Here is a 15,650-nt window from a genome sequence, read left to right as displayed (position 1 = left end):
GATAGGTCTGAGGTGGAAGCGTGGTGACACGTGGAGCTGACAGATACTAATAGATCGAGGACTTAACCTATATTCTAATGTGAAGCATGAACATTGTTATCTAGTTTTGAGAGAACATTTTTAAAATATCTCTTGATTTATTTTCAATACATAGTATAATATCTTTTGTCACTAAATTGTCTGGTGATGATGGCGAAGAGGTCACACCCGTTCCCATGCCGAACACGGAAGTTAAGCTCTTCAGCGCCGATTGTAGTTGGGGGTCTCCCCCTGTGAGAGTAGGACATCGCCAGGCTTTCTTCATTCCGCAGTAGCTCAGTGGTAGAGCTATCGGCTGTTAACCGATCGGTCGTAGGTTCGAATCCTACCTGCGGAGCCAATTTGGAGAGCTGTCCGAGTGGCCGAAGGAGCACGATTGGAAATCGTGTAGGCGGTAACCCCGTCTCAAGGGTTCGAATCCCTTGCTCTCCGCCACAATTTACATAATAAAGGGCCCGTTGGTCAAGCGGTTAAGACACCGCCCTTTCACGGCGGTAACACGGGTTCGAATCCCGTACGGGTCACCATTTTATAGAATATACACCAGTATTTTTATTCGGAGGATTAGCTCAGCTGGGAGAGCATCTGCCTTACAAGCAGAGGGTCGGCGGTTCGAGCCCGTCATCCTCCACCATATCTTTTATATCGTCGCGGGGTGGAGCAGTTCGGTAGCTCGTCGGGCTCATAACCCGAAGGTCGCAGGTTCAAATCCTGCCCCCGCAACCAAAATGGTCCGGTAGTTCAGTTGGTTAGAATGCCTGCCTGTCACGCAGGAGGTCGCGGGTTCGAGTCCCGTCCGGACCGCCATTTTTAAAAAGAATACTTGGCTCGGTAGCTCAGTTGGTAGAGCAACGGACTGAAAATCCGTGTGTCGGCGGTTCGATTCCGTCCCGAGCCACCACTATTTGCCGGTGTAGCTCAATTGGTAGAGCAACTGACTTGTAATCAGTAGGTTGGGGGTTCAAGTCCTCTTGCCGGCACTGTTTTTCAAATGTGGAGGGGTAGCGAAGTGGCTAAACGCGGCGGACTGTAAATCCGCTCCCTCCGGGTTCGGCGGTTCGAATCCGCCCCCCTCCACCATTTTTGTTTTCATAGGGGCATAGTTTAAAGGTAGAACAGAGGTCTCCAAAACCTCCGGTGTGGGTTCGATTCCTACTGCCCCTGCCAATTTTCTTAATATGATTCATAACATCTATGGCGGTTGTGGCGAAGTGGTTAACGCACCAGATTGTGGCTCTGGCACTCGTGGGTTCGATTCCCATCAATCGCCCCATTTTATTATTGGGCTATAGCCAAGCGGTAAGGCAACGGACTTTGACTCCGTCATGCGTTGGTTCGAATCCAGCTAGCCCAGTTGATTTGCGGAAGTAGTTCAGTGGTAGAACACCACCTTGCCAAGGTGGGGGTCGCGGGTTCGAATCCCGTCTTCCGCTCCAATAATGGCGGCATAGCCAAGTGGTAAGGCAGAGGTCTGCAAAACCTTTATCCCCGGTTCAAATCCGGGTGTCGCCTTTTTTGAAAAGACTGCCGGGGTGGTGGAATTGGCAGACACACAGGACTTAAAATCCTGCGGTAGGTGACTACCGTGCCGGTTCAAGTCCGGCCCTCGGCACCATTATTTTTTATCATAAGTTGCGCTCTTTAATGATCATGCCGGTGTGGCGGAATTGGCAGACGCGCACGACTCAAAATCGTGTTCCTCACGGAGTGCCGGTTCGACCCCGGCCACCGGTATCTATTAAAAGTTTCATGATCGGTTTTTACCGTCAACCTAACGTTTCACCACAATGGTGAAACGTTTTTTTGTGGTTAAAACGAGTTATTTAGATGAAAATATAAACTTATTAGAAAATTTTGCAACAGCAGTTAGGCGTTATACCACTCTTATCAAGCAGATCGTGTAGCTGCCTCCCTTGAAATAAGAAGGACCAATAGAATATGCTAAATGCTGAAGGAAATGAATTCGCCTAGGATTATCTCGATTTTGAACATGGCTTGTGTTTAGATGACTACGGGGAGACATTCTCAGCAGCTGAAAGCGTGTATTATGTTGAAGATCGTTGGGAGAACTACGATAAAATCAAAAAAGTGATTCAAAAGCGTTATATAGATTGGGTGAATCAACGTTAAGGAATCTAGTTTTGTTTCAATAAATAAGAGCTTCTCATCTTTGTACTGTTTCATGTGGACGTTACAATTGGCTATAGGAGATAAATAGAATGAATTTAGAGGGGCGGAGTTGTTATCTTGCAAACGAAGACGATATTACAGACCATCATTGAAGACGAGGGATCACGAGATTATCCGCTTTTTAGACAGTACTGTGAGAGAAAAGAGCAGGGTCTGCGTAAAGATGCGCTTAAAGTTCTTCAGTCCTTTATTGCGGAGATGAAGGAGAACGAGGTTGAAGCAAAGCGTGTATTTGTTGCTTGGCTGTTTGAGTGGATTGAACGGTTTGAGGATGGTCATCATTTGCTTGTGTTTCCATTGGTAAATGAGGTGATTCAGCCCGTTCTGCAAGAGTGGGAGAATGTTGATCCAATGGATGTGAGACCATATCGCTGGCAAGGCTTGTTCGTGCATCAGGGAGAAGGGCTGCCTTACTTATTGAAGGCACTAGAGCTTGGAGGCAGCAAGGAGCAGCGTGTGATAGTTCAAATTTGTGAAACCTATCTATCGGCCTTATGGTATTCGTTTCATCATATACATGAAGATCTTTATTTAAGCACCTATGAGAAAGATGAAGAGCGAATTCAGGGCATTGAAGATGTCATGACACTGATTGAAGATAAGAGGATTCGTACCAATGTTGAAAAACATTCGGTCTACTATAACCAGCTTTTATCGGATTGGAAGGAATTTCAGCAGACGGAGACAAGAGGCTTTATGAAATGGTGTGCGGAGCGTAAGAAGCCCTATGAGTGGGTAGAGGCATTTTATTATCATCAATAGATGAGGAAACGGCAGAATTCATTCTGCCGTTTTTTTACTTATGCCATATTCGCTCTATTTCTACATGATCTGGTCTAAAATATTGCAGAACATAGACATCTGGATTGCTTAGCTGATCCCACTCCTTGAATCCAATCGTGGGATCGGCGTGTTTTAGAAGCAGGCTCATAATATTGCCATGTGTGGCGAATAAGGTATGATCTTTTCCTAATTTTATTTGTTCATAGAGTGCCTCTACAATACGGTTCATCGCTTCTTGGCTCGATTCTCCGCCTTCACAGGTCATATGTAAGTCCGAAAAACTGAGCTTTAGTTTCTCATACCAATCGTCCATTGGTTTGCTGCTTAACACACGTTCAGAAAGACGCTGATCAATTTGTACCTCGAGCTGTTTCACATGAGCAAGGGGCTCAGTGGTTTGGATCGCTCGTTTATAAGGACTTGAGATGATCTGATTGAGGTGGATACCGGAAAAGAACTGTGCTAGTTCGTGAGATTGTGCGATGCCTTGAGGCGTTAAAGACGCATCCTCGGATTGTCCATTTGCTTGGCAATGTCTGACGATATAATATGTTTTCATGGGGCACACCTCTCATCGAGTATAAAAAAATCATCCAGGATTGGATGAGGATTCATGAAGGTCTAGGTTCATTTGTTCGGATCTGTTTCTTTATAGGGATCTGTTAGCTTCGAGGTTAGGTCTAAGTTGAACAAAAAATCGTCTACGGTGTCTGTGCCAAAGGGAAGTGTGGAGAAGTTGATTGGGATGCTGCCTTCTTGCTTTTCTGAAGTGACCTGCTGTTTAGGCTGCTTTTTTCTCCAGTACTTAAACAAGCGCATGTAAAGCCCCCTTTTCTATGAAAAAGATGGATTTATACATAATATACGGGGAGAGTTGTCCAGGCGTCAAATGTTTTCTTAGAGAACGATGAAAAGAGCCACAGGAAAGTGCAGCTCTTTTTGTACATTTACATAGCACGACGTAATGCTTTCAGCACTTTACGTTCGCATTTTAAGTTATATCGCTTGTGATGGAGTTTATCCGTGTTACATCTGCCAATGACTTGTCTGACATCTGGATGATAAATGATGAGATTCCTGAAAGTTGGATCATTTAATAACGTGTGAAACCAGCTGAATTTTTTGAGATGCGCTGCATTTCTAGAGATATCCTCTTCATCTACCTGTAGAAAAGGGATATACACAGCAAGTGAAAAGATATCGAAAATGAATCCCATTTTGCTTCCTCCCCCCATATTATTTCCTACGCTTAGAAGAAGGAAAGGTTTCATTCAATAAACCTTTAAAAACAATCCCAGTGCATCAACCATTCTTTTTTGTCTTTGTCGTAATAGAAATACATCGTGCCGTTATCACCAATCATAAACCGAGGTTTTTCTTCTGGGGCGATTTGCAGCATGAATTCTCCTGGTTGATGACGGGGTGGGGATTGAATATATGCGCCATATCCATCGATTTTTGTGAATGAATAATTTGTGTATTGCTTAAAGAAGTGTTCTGTCGCTTCCTCACTTTCATTTACTTCTGATAAATCAACATATGACCACGCTTTTTCCCAGCAAGGGAAGTCCTTTTGCTCACTTTCATTCCATTGAATTTGAAAGGGTTTGAGTCCTCTCACTTCTTCTGGAGTCTCAACTACTTCGAATCCTTCCATAGTTGCGTATTCAATAAGCTTCCAGCCTTCGCCGTTTTTGGTGATATCAATCGGAAGTGCTTTCTGATTAAGAAAGATTTGAATCATCTTACATTCATTGAATCCGTTCATTCCTCCTGGCACTTCAGGTAAATAAATTTGTAAGATCGGAATCATGACACCATCTTGATCTGCTGGCCAGCCTTGATCGGGGTGGATGAAGAAATGACCGGCAAACCAGCTGTGTGCTGCTGGATCAGGACGAAAACCGCCAATCTTAGCCACGATGGGTGTTTTTCCTAGTTGTTCTAATTCGTGAAAAGCCTTTATCTCCATTACTTATCCCTCAATCTTTAGCCAGCAATGTGGGCATCTTGAAACGTGCCATTGATATTGCCTGAGACAATGATGACATGTCCCCAAAATAAATCACCGTCATGACAGTACACTTCAAACTCTCCATCTGGGTAAGCATGAAGGCTTTCGAGTGAGATGCGGCTCATAAATTGATCCAGTGTGAGCTCTTCTTGTTTTTCAGCGGAGTCATCTTGTGCCTGCCAGTCTTTAGCTAGTTCAATCAGTTGATTTGCTGCAAATGATTTAATGGAAGAGTTCCATGTGGTCTGCTCTTCCATGAGTTGTCTAGCGGTTCGAAGAGAGTCGTTTACTTTTTCATCTTCTTCGAGGTTGAAGTAGAGCAGGCAATCTTGATTGCTCCATTGGATCGTTGTTTCAAATAAGTCTAGTCCTTTCACTAATTCAAAGGTGCCCAGCATGTCATCATGGTAAAAGACAGGTTTTTGAGCTTCTTCTCGTATCTCTTGAAGCTCTTGATCCTGTGTATCTGTATCGATGAGTGATACAAGCATGAACTCACCTTCACCTTTTCGGACCTGAAGTGTCACGATTGATTCTTTATGTAATTGTGCCTGCTTTTCCCGCAAGCCCTCTTCATCTGTTAACCAGCAGAGCCTTATGTTTTCGGTTGTGATGAGGTCTTTTTCCTTCCATGCAATCAGTGGAATAGAAGCGGTCCAAAGAGATTCCTGTCCGGTTTTTCCTGCGCCTACTCCTGAAGGTCCTGTGACAGCAATGATGTGATCTATTTCTTCTGAAAATCTTTCTTTAAATGCGCTTATTTGTTTGTTATTCTTCATGTGATGTCCTCCAGCCTGCTTTTTGAAAATCTATATCTTTATCACACCGCACATCAGGAGGAGAAATCAAGCTTTTTTTTGCTTAAAACTTTTTTAGATTGACAGAGGGAGAGAAAATACATGGATTGCTGGAGGGTGAGTCACAATAAAAAACAAATGGATTATGTATCGAATTTTGTATAAATTTAGGTGAAAGAGTCGAAAGGCCTAGGTGATTCTTCCTTTTCTTTATAATTACTTTGACACGAATAGATGAAAAAAGTAAAGTAGTACTGAGTGATTTACAAACCCTTCTTCATCCACTAAAACATGAAGTGTGTGTAAATGAAGTGTAAATGGATATTTTTCCTTTTATTTACTCGTATTTTTTTTGAAACCTTTGAAGCTTCTCATACGTTATATTAAAGGAGCACATATATCCGGCGGAAACAGAGCATCGGAATGCTTGGTGAAGAAGATTTACATTTGCAAAATCAATGTAAATTTTTTATGATTTCATTTAAATCAGAACGATAACTAAGAAAGAAGAGGTTTTATGAAAAAAATATTTGCGAACAAATATAGCTTTTTTGTATTGGCTGTCCTTTTATTTTGGGCGAAATCGTACGCTGCCTACAAAATGGACTTTAATTTAGGAGTGAAAGGTTCTTTTCAAGAGGGGCTTCTCTTATTAAATCCATTTAGTTCAGCCATTGTGTTTTTGGGACTGGCTCTCTTTTTGAAGGGTCGTAAATCTGCCATTGTTTTAATTGTTATTGACTTTATTATGACCGCACTTTTATATGCGAATGTAGCGTACTACCGTTTCTTTGATGACTTTTTGACTTTCTCCACAATGAAGCAAGCAGGCAATCTTGGAGGAGGCATGACTGGCGGCGTATTATCTAGTATTAAGCCGCATGACCTTTTGTATTTCCTTGATATCATTATCTTGATTGCGATTGTGATTTGGAGACCAGAAGTGAAGAAATTCCAAATGAAAAAGACATTTGCACTGCTGATTGTGGCTGCAGGTGTAGGACTGTTTTTTGTAAACCTTCATTTAGCTGAAAAGGACCGTCCAGAATTATTAACAAGAACATTTGATCACAAGTATGTTGTCAAATACTTAGGTGTTTATAATTATACGATTTATGACGGAGTACAATCAGCACAAAATGCAACACAGGTAGCAAATGCGAGCAGTGAAGATTTAACGGATGTTGTAAACTATACGGCTTCTCACTATGCGAAGCCAAACGCAGAGTATTTTGGTAAAGCAAAAGGGAAAAACATCATTAAAATCCATTTAGAAAGCTTCCAGTCTTTCTTAATTGACTACAAACTAAATGGAGAAGAAGTGACGCCGTTTTTAAACAAACTAGCTCATGGTAAAGAGGATTTTACGTATTTCGACAACTTCTTCCATCAGACAGGTCAAGGAAAGACAGCTGATGCTGAGCTAATGATGGATAATAGTATGTTCGGCTTGCCAGAGGGAGCAGCGTTTGTGACAAAAGGTGAAAATACTTACCAATCACTCCCTGCCATCCTAGATCAAAAAGCAGGCTATACGAGCGCAGTGCTTCACGGGGACTATAAATCTTTCTGGAACCGTGACACGATTTATAAGCATATGGGATATGATCAATTCTTCGATGCTTCATATTACAACATGGATGAAGAAAATCTTGTGAATATGGGTCTGAAGGATAAACCATTCTTCAAAGAATCAATCCCGATGCTAGAATCAATGAAAAAGCCATTTTATGCACATTTAATGACATTGACTAATCACTATCCATTTAATTTAGATGAAAAAGATGCGACAATTGCTAAGGCAACAACTGGTGACAAAACAGTAGATAACTACTTCCAAACAGCAAGATATCTAGATGAGTCATTAGAGCAATTCTTTAAAGACTTGAAAAAATCAGGTATGTATAAAGACTCGGTCATTTTATTATATGGTGATCACAACGGTATTTCTGAAAACCATAACCGTGCAATGAGCGAAATTCAAGGGAAAGAAATTACACCTTATCAAAACGCACAAAACCAGCGTGTACCACTCATGATTCGTATTCCTGGCAAACAGGGCGGCGTGAACCATACGTATGGTGGTGAAGTAGACGTGATGCCTACGCTTCTTCACTTACAAGGTATTGATTCAAATGAGTATGTGAATTTTGGAACAGATCTATTCTCTAAGAAGCATGATCAAACTGTTGCATTCCGTAACGGAAACTATGTGACACCAAAATATACACTCGTAGATAACACTGTCTACGATACAAAAACAGGTAAAGTTGTGAAACAAAATAAAAAGACAGAGGCGATTAAAGCCCGTGTCGATAATCAGTTAAGCCTTTCAGATAAAGTGCTTTATAGGGATCTTCTTCGATTCCATAAGCTGTCTGACTTTAAACCAGTGAATCCATCTGATTATTTCTATGGTAAATCAAAAGAAAAAGAAGAGGATTCTTCTGCTAAGTAACTGAGTTTTGGGCAAGCACAGAAGGGTGCTTGCCTTTTTCTCTCTCACCGCTTGATTTGTTGGCAAAATATGTTTATATTTAGGGTGATACAAGCGTGATGCTGGCGTGCAGCTGGCGGAACTCATTTCGTCCTAGGGGATTTCAGGAGGAGCTTATGACAACAAATACAAAAACACAAAAAAAGAAATCAGAAGTATGGGGCTGGCTCAAAGCGATCTTAATCGCATTCATCGCTGTTTTTATCATTCGTAACTTTTTATTCGCACCGTATATTGTAAAAGGGACCTCTATGGATCCAACATTGCATAATACAGAGCGGGTTTTTGTGAATAAAACGGTTGATTACTTCGGCGATTACAAACGGGGACAGATCATTGTTCTTGATGGGGAAGATCGCAGCACTCATTATGTAAAACGATTAATTGGTTTACCCGGTGATAAAATTGAAATGAAAAATGACCAGCTATATGTCAATGGACAAAAAGTGGCGGAGCCTTACTTAGCGTCAAACAAAAAGAAAGCAGCCGCAGATGGGACCTTGCTGACACCTGATTTTGGTCCTCTTACTGTTCCAAAAGGAAAGTATTTTGTCATGGGTGACAATCGTCAAAACTCAATGGACAGCCGCAATGGCTTAGGTCTTTTTACAAAGAGTGATATTCAAGGAACCACTTCATTTGTGTTTTACCCTTTCCAAGACATTCGACTTCTCAATGATTAATGACTCATAAAAAAAGCACACAGAGGTGTGCTTTTTCTATTTCATTCAGCATGGCTTTTTGTGATCGCCTGTTCAAGATCTGCAAGGATGTCTTCAATCGCTTCTGTTCCAACAGATAAACGAATGAGTTCTGGTGTGACGCCTGTCGCTTTTTGTTCTGCTTCACTTAATTGTTGATGTGTTGTGCTGGCAGGATGAATGATCAGTGATTTAGAATCGCCGACATTTGCGAGGTGTGAGAAAAGCTTAACGGAATCAATGAGCTTTTTACCAGCAGCTCGCCCACCTTTAATACCGAATGTGAGAATGGCGCCTTGTCCTTTTGGCAAATAGGTTTGAGCAAGCTCATAAGATTCATGGCTTTCAAGACCTGGGTAGCTTACCCAATCTACAAGAGGGTGATCTTGTAAAAATTGCGCTGTTTTTAACGCATTTTCACTATGACGCTCGAGACGCAAATGCAAAGTTTCTAGGCCTTGCAGAAGTAAAAATGAGTTGAAAGGTGACAAGGCTGCTCCTAAATCCCGTAAGAGCTGCACACGTGCTTTTGTGATATAAGCGGCTTCTCCAATTGCTTCGGTATACGTCAGGCCGTGGTAACTTGGATCTGGTTCAGTCAGCCCTTTGAACTTATCACTGTCAGCCCAAGGAAACTGGCCGCTATCGACAATGACACCGCCGATTGATGTACCATGACCGCCAATGAATTTCGTAGCGGAATGGACGACAATGTCTGCACCAAACTCGATCGGTCTTAATAAATAGGGGCTTGCGAGCGTATTGTCCACAATAAGCGGAATATGGTGCTTGTGTGCAATGGCTGAGACGGCTTCAATATGTAGAATGTCGCCTTTAGGATTCCCAATGCTTTCTGCATACACTGCCTTCGTTTTGTCTGTAATCGCTGCTTCGAGTTCTTCCAAGTTGGATGAATCAACAAATTTCACTGTAATGCCGAGCTTTTTGAGTGTATGGGCAAATAAATTGTACGTGCCTCCATAAAGGCTGCTGGAGGATACAATTTCGTCACCAGCTCCTGCAATGTTTAAAATAGAATAAGTTGTCGCTGCTTGTCCAGAAGAGACAGCAAGTGCACCAATGCCGCCCTCAAGCTCAGCGATCCGTTTTTCAAAGACGTCATTTGTAGGGTTCATAATGCGAGAATAAATATTTCCGGGTTCCTGCAGTCCAAATAAATTCGCCGCATGCTCACTATCTCTAAAACCGAAAGAGCTTGTTTGGTAAATAGGCACGGCTCTTGAATAGGTTGCTGAATCAAGCTCCTGACCTGCGTGAATGGCTTTTGTTTCTAAACGGAATGGACGTTCTTCTGACATGTGTGTATCCTCCTTTTGTTAGATAAAACCAACTACTTTGATAAGAAATATTTAATAAGACTATAAATCTTGTTTCATGCCTGGTCAATCATTTTTTAGATAAATCTGAAAAAATAATCAATAAAGTTGATGAACTTTTTTATTTCAATTGGAAGGGTGTATATGTTGGTGAAAAGAGAGATTGTTTCCTTAGAGAGTGCGGATCAGTTTTTTTAGAAAGCAGCAAATCATTCAAGTGTTGTTTGAAAAGATCATGCTCGCCATCGTTTTAGATGAATTCTATAAGCGATTAATCTAATTTGAAGCACAAAGAATGCCAGCTGGTGGAATCATGGGGAAAGCCTATGCTGTAGGTTGCTTTTTCATAGAAAGGAGCGTGTCATATGTTGGATGTTACTCAAGAAGGCAAGGGCTTTTTTCCCAATGATCTCTCTTGTATATACATATTTTAAGTGACAAGAGAAGAAGGAAAATATGCTCACTTTTTTGTCGGAATTATCAGTAAATATTTCATAAATGGAGTTATAACGACATATAATCAGGACTTTTATATCTGATATATCGGGGGAATTCTTTCTATCTCACAAAAAAGAAAGAATATATAAAGGAGATGATAAAAATGGCCTATTTCAAAAAAAGAAGAAAAAAGAGGGTTTAATTGCCATTATATGGGTTTGGTGGTTCTTATGGAGTGAAAAAACCTAGTTAATAAGAGAGGGGTTATACACTTAAAATTGAATAATTGAATAAAAAGTCACATTTTACCCAAAAGTATGTTCGGTCAAAAATGGGATCTTCTGTTGATGTTTGGAGAGTGACGCCTATGATACGATCATCATAAGCTGGGAGGTGAAAAGTATGACTTATGCAGCGCCGCAAGTTGACTATTCCACTATGGAACCTGCTATTATGGACCAAGCTTGGTTCTTAGTATTTGTTGCTGTCCTTCTTGGATTGGGAGCAACAGTTGTTCTAGGAGCAGCAGTTTGGTGTTTAGCAAACGGCAAGGGTAGCTTTACAGGAGCCGTTCAGTGGGAAAGTGGCTTAAAAGTCCAAATTGAATGTAAGTAGCTATACTTAGGATTCATCTTTTTACTTCTATGAAATGACACCAGGGCTAAACCGTCTGTGGCGGGCGGTTTAGCCTGATCTGTTTTTAAAGAATATGCAGACACTTGGAGGTTATATGTTTACGATCGAGAATTTAACTAAGACGTATAAAAATAACGTGACTGCTGTCAATGATTTTCATCTACAGATCGACCCTCATCAAATCGTTGCTGTTGCTGGACCGAATGGTTCCGGTAAAACAACGATGATTAACTGTATACTCGGCATCATTAAGCATACAGAAGGAACGATTCTCTTGCAGGACGTCACAAATGACGAACCATCCTTTAAAAAACAAGTAGCCTATGTTCCAGATGATCTGCTACTCCCTGAAGCTTTGACTGGTGCTGAATATTTAGATTTTGTTTCTTCTATGTATGAATGTAAAACAATTCATAGAAGAAATCAACTAATTGAACTGTTTGATATGGACTCGGCTTTATCAAGACCGATCGAAACCTATTCACATGGTATGAAAAAAAAGACACAGCTGATTGCCGCCTTTATGCTTGATAGTCAATTGGTGATCATGGATGAGCCCTTTAGAGGACTTGATATTGAAGCGGTTATAAACACAAAGAAACTGATGAAGCGTTATGCCGAGCACCATGGTGCGATCTTGCTTTCAACGCATGATATGCTTTCAGCGGAAGAGCTGTGCCACAAAATCGCCATTATTTCTAAGGGAAATAAAATGGATGAAGGAACGGTCTCAGCCTTAAAGGAGAAGTATCAATCAAGCACATTGGAACAGGTGTTTCTGAAAGCTTCAATGTTAAGTGATAGGGGTGCACATTTTGATGAAATCATTAATCATTTCTAGAATGATGCTTAAAATGTGGCAGCAGGAGATGTATAAGCTCTTTGATACTCAGACGAAGCGGATCATTGTGATCTTATTCTTTTTGTTTGCCGTCACAATGGGCGCCATCATCGGATACAGTTTTACGGGTGTCTTTATGAAGGCTTTCTTAAATGGAGATGAACGTTCACTTGGATTACTCGTTGTGTCAATGGCGATCAATGCATCCATATTTACAAGCTTGTTATTCATTTTGATCAAGGTCAGAACGCCTGAGCAAGACCGTTTTTCTATGCAGCTCAGCTGGTTCCCGCTTTCTACCTTTCAGAAAAGCCTTGGATACTTTATTCCGATGGTGACAGTGGTGGCAGGACTTGTGTTATTTTTTATCGGTATCCTGCTTTTACCTAACTTTATTGCCCAGGGAATAGGTATTTTCTTTATCTTTACGTTCTTTTTAATGGTGATTTTGCAATCGCTTTTTGTCTTAATGCTTCTGCAACTCATTTATAATATTACCTATTTGGTCGTTCTGAAATTAAAATTACCGTTGCAAAAATTTGCAGCGATCTTTGTTTTATTAGCACTGGTTGTGGCGTATGGAATGACGCATTTTGATATCAGTCAAATTCAGCAATCATATATACAGTTTGATTATCATTTGATGTATTTTACAGCACCGTTTTTCTTAGCGGCTCAAGGAATGTCTCCTGAAGGGGTAAATTATGCAATCTTGATCCTGTTCATCCTTTTATCGGCGGGCGGCGCATTTCTTTCTCTTGCGATGATGCCAATTATGGCAGAGAAAAAAGCGTTAACCTTTTTAAACAAACTGCCGTTCTCTTCTTCAAAAAAATGGTCACTTATTGTAAAGGAAATGAAATCACAGGTGCGAAATGAAGAAAACATTTTAAACTTTCTCATTCTCCTCATTGTGATCTTATTCGTCCGTTATCAGTTTGGATTCCGCTTTGAAGAAGAAGCGTTTTTTGTTCTCTGCGCTCTTGCTGGATTAACCGCCTTCAATTCATTTGGCAATGATAAACGAATGCTGGGGATGTACAAAACATTTGGTCTAAGATCGTGGGAAGTGGCTCTGTATAAGTTTATCGGGCTTTTGCTTGTTGGTATACTGCAAATTGCGTTATTCATGCTGACAACGCTGACGCTTCCTGATCAGATTTGGAACGTATTGATTGGGGCTGCTGTTTTATGCAATGCCACTGCGCTTTTTTATGTGGTAGGTATTTTACTTCCGCTTGACCGAAACAATCCCTACACAGGTATTTTTTCATTTGGAGCACTTATTTTACTCATGATTCCGATTGTTTTTATTGGAAACTATGTCATAGGGGAGTCGAGTCAAACACTTCAGTGGCTGCTTGTAGCTGCATTTGAAGGTCTGCTCATCTTTGCCATATACAAAGGTTTTTCATGGAGGTATTCACATGATTCAACTTCTTAACAATAAGCTAAAGATTGAGCGGGTACCGGCACTCGCGCCGTATGTGACCTTACAAAAGAGGCATCTCACTGATACGCAGTATGGAAGCACACTCCCGATTAATGAAAGTGCCTATCATATGTTAACGAAAGTAGATGGCAAAAGGACAGAAGCAAGTATTACCGCAGAGCTCGCCGATTTGTTTCAGGTCGATGAATCTGTGATTTCTCGTGACTTTTATCAACTGATAATGGGGTTAAATCAGCATCACTTGCTGTCTATTCATTATCAATCACCATATCGGATTGTGACAGCCTGTTGTCAATTTTTCAAACAGTATCAAGTGAAAATGAAGGAACGATTTGATTGCACTGGTCACTCGTTCCTGCACATTTTGGGGACGGCTTTGCTCATGGTGACGCGTAAAATCATCTTTTTCTGGATGCTTTTTATGGTCATGGCAGGGATCGCTTTTTTATTCATTCCTGATCAGTCGATTGCAGCCATTGCGATTTATTTTACTATTATTTATTTTGGATTAATTACCGGGACCGCCTTACATGAGGCAGCACACGGCTATGCGCATCGGAAATTTGCGGGACGGGATGGTCCTCAAGGCTTTTTTGCGAGTGATATGATGTCTGTGAAATTTGTGAGACCTGTATTAGATCCGTTTCAGAAAAAGCAAGTATGGATTACTCTGCTTGGGCCGCTTGTCCCGGGTGTGATCGGGGCAGCAGGGATCATTGTGACCGTATTATTTCTGAAAGAAAATCCAATTTCGACAGGTTTCTTTATTTTTTCAATCACGTATTTTATTCAATTACTCTATCTTCTTCCATTTATGGGGGATGGTAAATCCATTATGAAGCAGCTATTGCTTGGGGGAATGGGAGGACAACGATCATGAACGTACAGGCGATGAAACAAGGCGCTATTGTTGGTGGCTTTCTAGGATTTTTAGGCTTTCCGATGCTGACAATTGGTGTATTGTTCTATCATTTATTTCAATCAAAAACGAATGATGCCTTATTATTTAACAGTCTCGCTTTTGAGATGGAAGGTTCATCCGCATTTACTTTTCAGATCAAGCCAAACTTTTTTATTTATATGATTGTGATTTTTGCCGCGAGTTTTCTCATTGTGGCTTTCTTATCAGCAATGAAGCAGAAAAAAGCAAAAGATTAGGAGAATCCTCCTAATCTTTTTTTGTATAATCAACCAAATTTTAGTATAATAGAAAATGAAAAACAACATTAAAGGGGATCTCAATGTTAAAAAAATGGAGTGTTCTTATATTCACTGTTTTTCTATTAGCAGGATGCGGCGAGAAGGCCGAAGAAACCACGACAACCGAGAAGATGGTATCTACAATAAACACGGAGTCTGCTACTAAGAAGCAAGTAATCATCGAACAAATGAAACTAACAAAAAAAGAAAAGAACTTACTAGAAGCATCAACCACTAATGAAATGGTGGCTTTGACAATAAAAGGATTAACGAAGAAGGATAAGAGTATTACGTTTATCGGGAGTCATTACAAAAATGGTCGATTAGCTAATCAGGAAGCATCATCTGCAACCTTTACTTTACATCAGGATGGAAGCGACCAAACGATGAATGTGCTCTTGCAATTAAAGCATGAGAAAGATACATATGAATCACAATTTAGTATTTGGTCAGATAAAAAGAATGATGGGATGACGAAAGCGACATCAAGCTTCCCGTTCAAAGTAAGTGACTATGTTTTTTCTGCACAATCTGAAACTGTCAAAGTCTCTTCTGGAGGGAAGGCATTGATTGCGTATACAGCGGCAATGGGGAAAGACGGGAATTCACCTATGCTTGAAGTGATTGAGAAGAATCCAAAGCAAGCGCTGAAGAATAAGTCACAAGCATACTTATTTTATATCCAGCTAGATAAATAACTATCGTAATATATACGGAGAATATG

15 protein-coding genes, 16 tRNA genes and 1 rRNA gene are annotated in these 15,650 nt (G+C 40.7%); 26 read left to right on the top strand and 6 right to left on the bottom strand.

The genetic code is table 11. The annotated features are described in order from the left end of the window. Positions 1-179 precede the first annotated feature (179 nt). From rrf to ACP7A0_RS16390, 18 genes are all read left to right on the top strand, one after another. Positions 180-295: ribosomal RNA gene (rrf, locus tag ACP7A0_RS16475) — 5S ribosomal RNA — on the top strand. A gap of 9 nt (positions 296-304) precedes the next feature. Continuing rightward, a tRNA-Asn gene (locus tag ACP7A0_RS16470) sits at positions 305-379 on the top strand. 4 nt (positions 380-383) lie between these two features. Then, positions 384-474 (top strand) — tRNA-Ser (locus tag ACP7A0_RS16465). 17 nt (positions 475-491) lie between these two features. Then, a tRNA-Glu gene (locus ACP7A0_RS16460) sits at positions 492-566 on the top strand. A gap of 31 nt (positions 567-597) precedes the next feature. Further along, positions 598-673, top strand: a tRNA-Val gene (locus ACP7A0_RS16455). Between the two features lie 15 nt (positions 674-688). Next, a tRNA-Met gene (locus tag ACP7A0_RS16450) sits at positions 689-765 on the top strand. A 4-nt stretch (positions 766-769) separates the two neighbouring features. Then, positions 770-846 (top strand) — tRNA-Asp (locus tag ACP7A0_RS16445). Between the two features lie 18 nt (positions 847-864). Further along, positions 865-940: transfer RNA gene (locus tag ACP7A0_RS16440), tRNA-Phe, on the top strand. Positions 941-946: 6 nt separating this feature from the next. Then, positions 947-1,019: transfer RNA gene (locus ACP7A0_RS16435), tRNA-Thr, on the top strand. Positions 1,020-1,034: 15 nt separating this feature from the next. Continuing rightward, positions 1,035-1,119, top strand: a tRNA-Tyr gene (locus ACP7A0_RS16430). Positions 1,120-1,132: 13 nt separating this feature from the next. Further along, positions 1,133-1,206, top strand: a tRNA-Trp gene (locus tag ACP7A0_RS16425). 30 nt (positions 1,207-1,236) lie between these two features. After that, positions 1,237-1,312 (top strand) — tRNA-His (locus ACP7A0_RS16420). Between the two features lie 9 nt (positions 1,313-1,321). Then, positions 1,322-1,393 (top strand) — tRNA-Gln (locus ACP7A0_RS16415). A 7-nt stretch (positions 1,394-1,400) separates the two neighbouring features. Further along, positions 1,401-1,475 (top strand) — tRNA-Gly (locus ACP7A0_RS16410). 5 nt (positions 1,476-1,480) lie between these two features. Next, positions 1,481-1,551: transfer RNA gene (locus ACP7A0_RS16405), tRNA-Cys, on the top strand. Between the two features lie 14 nt (positions 1,552-1,565). Beyond that, positions 1,566-1,654 (top strand) — tRNA-Leu (locus tag ACP7A0_RS16400). A gap of 37 nt (positions 1,655-1,691) precedes the next feature. Then, positions 1,692-1,773 (top strand) — tRNA-Leu (locus tag ACP7A0_RS16395). A gap of 513 nt (positions 1,774-2,286) precedes the next feature. Beyond that, entirely contained in the window at positions 2,287-2,991 is a 705-nt protein-coding gene (locus ACP7A0_RS16390; RefSeq protein WP_106031601.1) for a hypothetical protein, read from the top strand. 34 nt (positions 2,992-3,025) lie between these two features. Here ACP7A0_RS16390 and ACP7A0_RS16385 read toward each other — a convergent pair whose 3' ends face one another. From ACP7A0_RS16385 to ACP7A0_RS16365, 5 genes are all read right to left on the bottom strand, one after another. Beyond that, the gene (locus ACP7A0_RS16385; protein ID WP_106031602.1) at positions 3,026-3,571 is read right to left on the bottom strand and encodes a histidine phosphatase family protein; all 546 of its coding nucleotides are present in this window, start codon (positions 3,569-3,571) and stop codon (positions 3,026-3,028) included. A gap of 68 nt (positions 3,572-3,639) precedes the next feature. Beyond that, positions 3,640-3,831, bottom strand: a complete 192-nt coding sequence (locus tag ACP7A0_RS16380) for a hypothetical protein (protein ID WP_106031603.1) — start codon at positions 3,829-3,831, stop codon at positions 3,640-3,642. A gap of 128 nt (positions 3,832-3,959) precedes the next feature. Further along, positions 3,960-4,229: a hypothetical protein gene (locus ACP7A0_RS16375; RefSeq protein WP_034663836.1), complete on the bottom strand. Its 270-nt coding sequence runs from the start codon at positions 4,227-4,229 to the stop codon at positions 3,960-3,962. A 65-nt stretch (positions 4,230-4,294) separates the two neighbouring features. Beyond that, on the bottom strand, positions 4,295-4,984 hold the full coding sequence (locus ACP7A0_RS16370) for a DUF1963 domain-containing protein (protein ID WP_106031604.1): 690 nt from the start codon (positions 4,982-4,984) through the stop codon (positions 4,295-4,297). Between the two features lie 17 nt (positions 4,985-5,001). Then, positions 5,002-5,805 carry a DUF2262 domain-containing protein gene (locus ACP7A0_RS16365; protein WP_106031605.1) on the bottom strand — a complete coding sequence of 268 codons (804 nt, stop codon included), beginning with the start codon at positions 5,803-5,805 and terminating at the stop codon, positions 5,002-5,004. Positions 5,806-6,340: 535 nt separating this feature from the next. On the opposite strand from ACP7A0_RS16365, the gene ACP7A0_RS16360 reads away from it, so the two are divergent. Both ACP7A0_RS16360 and lepB read left to right on the top strand, forming a co-directional pair. Next, the gene (locus tag ACP7A0_RS16360) at positions 6,341-8,281 is read left to right on the top strand and encodes an LTA synthase family protein (RefSeq protein ID WP_034663829.1); all 1,941 of its coding nucleotides are present in this window, start codon (positions 6,341-6,343) and stop codon (positions 8,279-8,281) included. Positions 8,282-8,436: 155 nt separating this feature from the next. Further along, positions 8,437-9,003 (top strand): signal peptidase I, encoded by a 567-nt coding sequence (gene lepB, locus ACP7A0_RS16355; RefSeq protein ID WP_060595832.1) that lies wholly within the window; start codon positions 8,437-8,439, stop codon positions 9,001-9,003. Between the two features lie 41 nt (positions 9,004-9,044). Here lepB and ACP7A0_RS16350 read toward each other — a convergent pair whose 3' ends face one another. Further along, the gene (locus ACP7A0_RS16350) at positions 9,045-10,340 is read right to left on the bottom strand and encodes a homocysteine synthase (RefSeq protein WP_060595833.1); all 1,296 of its coding nucleotides are present in this window, start codon (positions 10,338-10,340) and stop codon (positions 9,045-9,047) included. An 858-nt stretch (positions 10,341-11,198) separates the two neighbouring features. On the opposite strand from ACP7A0_RS16350, the gene ACP7A0_RS16345 reads away from it, so the two are divergent. The 6 genes from ACP7A0_RS16345 (at position 11,199) to ACP7A0_RS16320 (ending at position 15,624) form a co-directional block, all read left to right on the top strand. After that, positions 11,199-11,411: a hypothetical protein gene (locus tag ACP7A0_RS16345; RefSeq protein ID WP_003211695.1), complete on the top strand. Its 213-nt coding sequence runs from the start codon at positions 11,199-11,201 to the stop codon at positions 11,409-11,411. A 115-nt stretch (positions 11,412-11,526) separates the two neighbouring features. Beyond that, positions 11,527-12,273, top strand: a complete 747-nt coding sequence (locus ACP7A0_RS16340; RefSeq protein ID WP_034663820.1) for an ABC transporter ATP-binding protein — start codon at positions 11,527-11,529, stop codon at positions 12,271-12,273. Beyond that, the gene (locus ACP7A0_RS16335) at positions 12,251-13,717 is read left to right on the top strand and encodes a hypothetical protein (RefSeq protein WP_060595834.1); all 1,467 of its coding nucleotides are present in this window, start codon (positions 12,251-12,253) and stop codon (positions 13,715-13,717) included. Before ACP7A0_RS16340 ends, ACP7A0_RS16335 begins: the two co-directional genes overlap by 23 nt. Further along, positions 13,701-14,606, top strand: coding sequence for a PqqD family protein (locus ACP7A0_RS16330; protein ID WP_060595835.1), 906 nt, complete (start codon positions 13,701-13,703; stop codon positions 14,604-14,606). Before ACP7A0_RS16335 ends, ACP7A0_RS16330 begins: the two co-directional genes overlap by 17 nt. Continuing rightward, positions 14,603-14,884 (top strand): hypothetical protein, encoded by a 282-nt coding sequence (locus ACP7A0_RS16325; RefSeq protein WP_060595836.1) that lies wholly within the window; start codon positions 14,603-14,605, stop codon positions 14,882-14,884. Before ACP7A0_RS16330 ends, ACP7A0_RS16325 begins: the two co-directional genes overlap by 4 nt. An 83-nt stretch (positions 14,885-14,967) precedes the next feature. Continuing rightward, complete coding sequence (locus tag ACP7A0_RS16320; protein WP_375567135.1) at positions 14,968-15,624, top strand: hypothetical protein; 657 nt, start codon at positions 14,968-14,970, stop codon at positions 15,622-15,624. Positions 15,625-15,650 lie beyond the last annotated feature (26 nt).

It is taken from the genome of Bacillus sp. DWP3-1 (assembly GCF_049896565.1).
Taxonomy (GTDB): domain Bacteria; phylum Bacillota; class Bacilli; order Bacillales; family Bacillaceae; genus Bacillus.
This window is presented reverse-complemented; position numbering and strand designations above follow the sequence as displayed.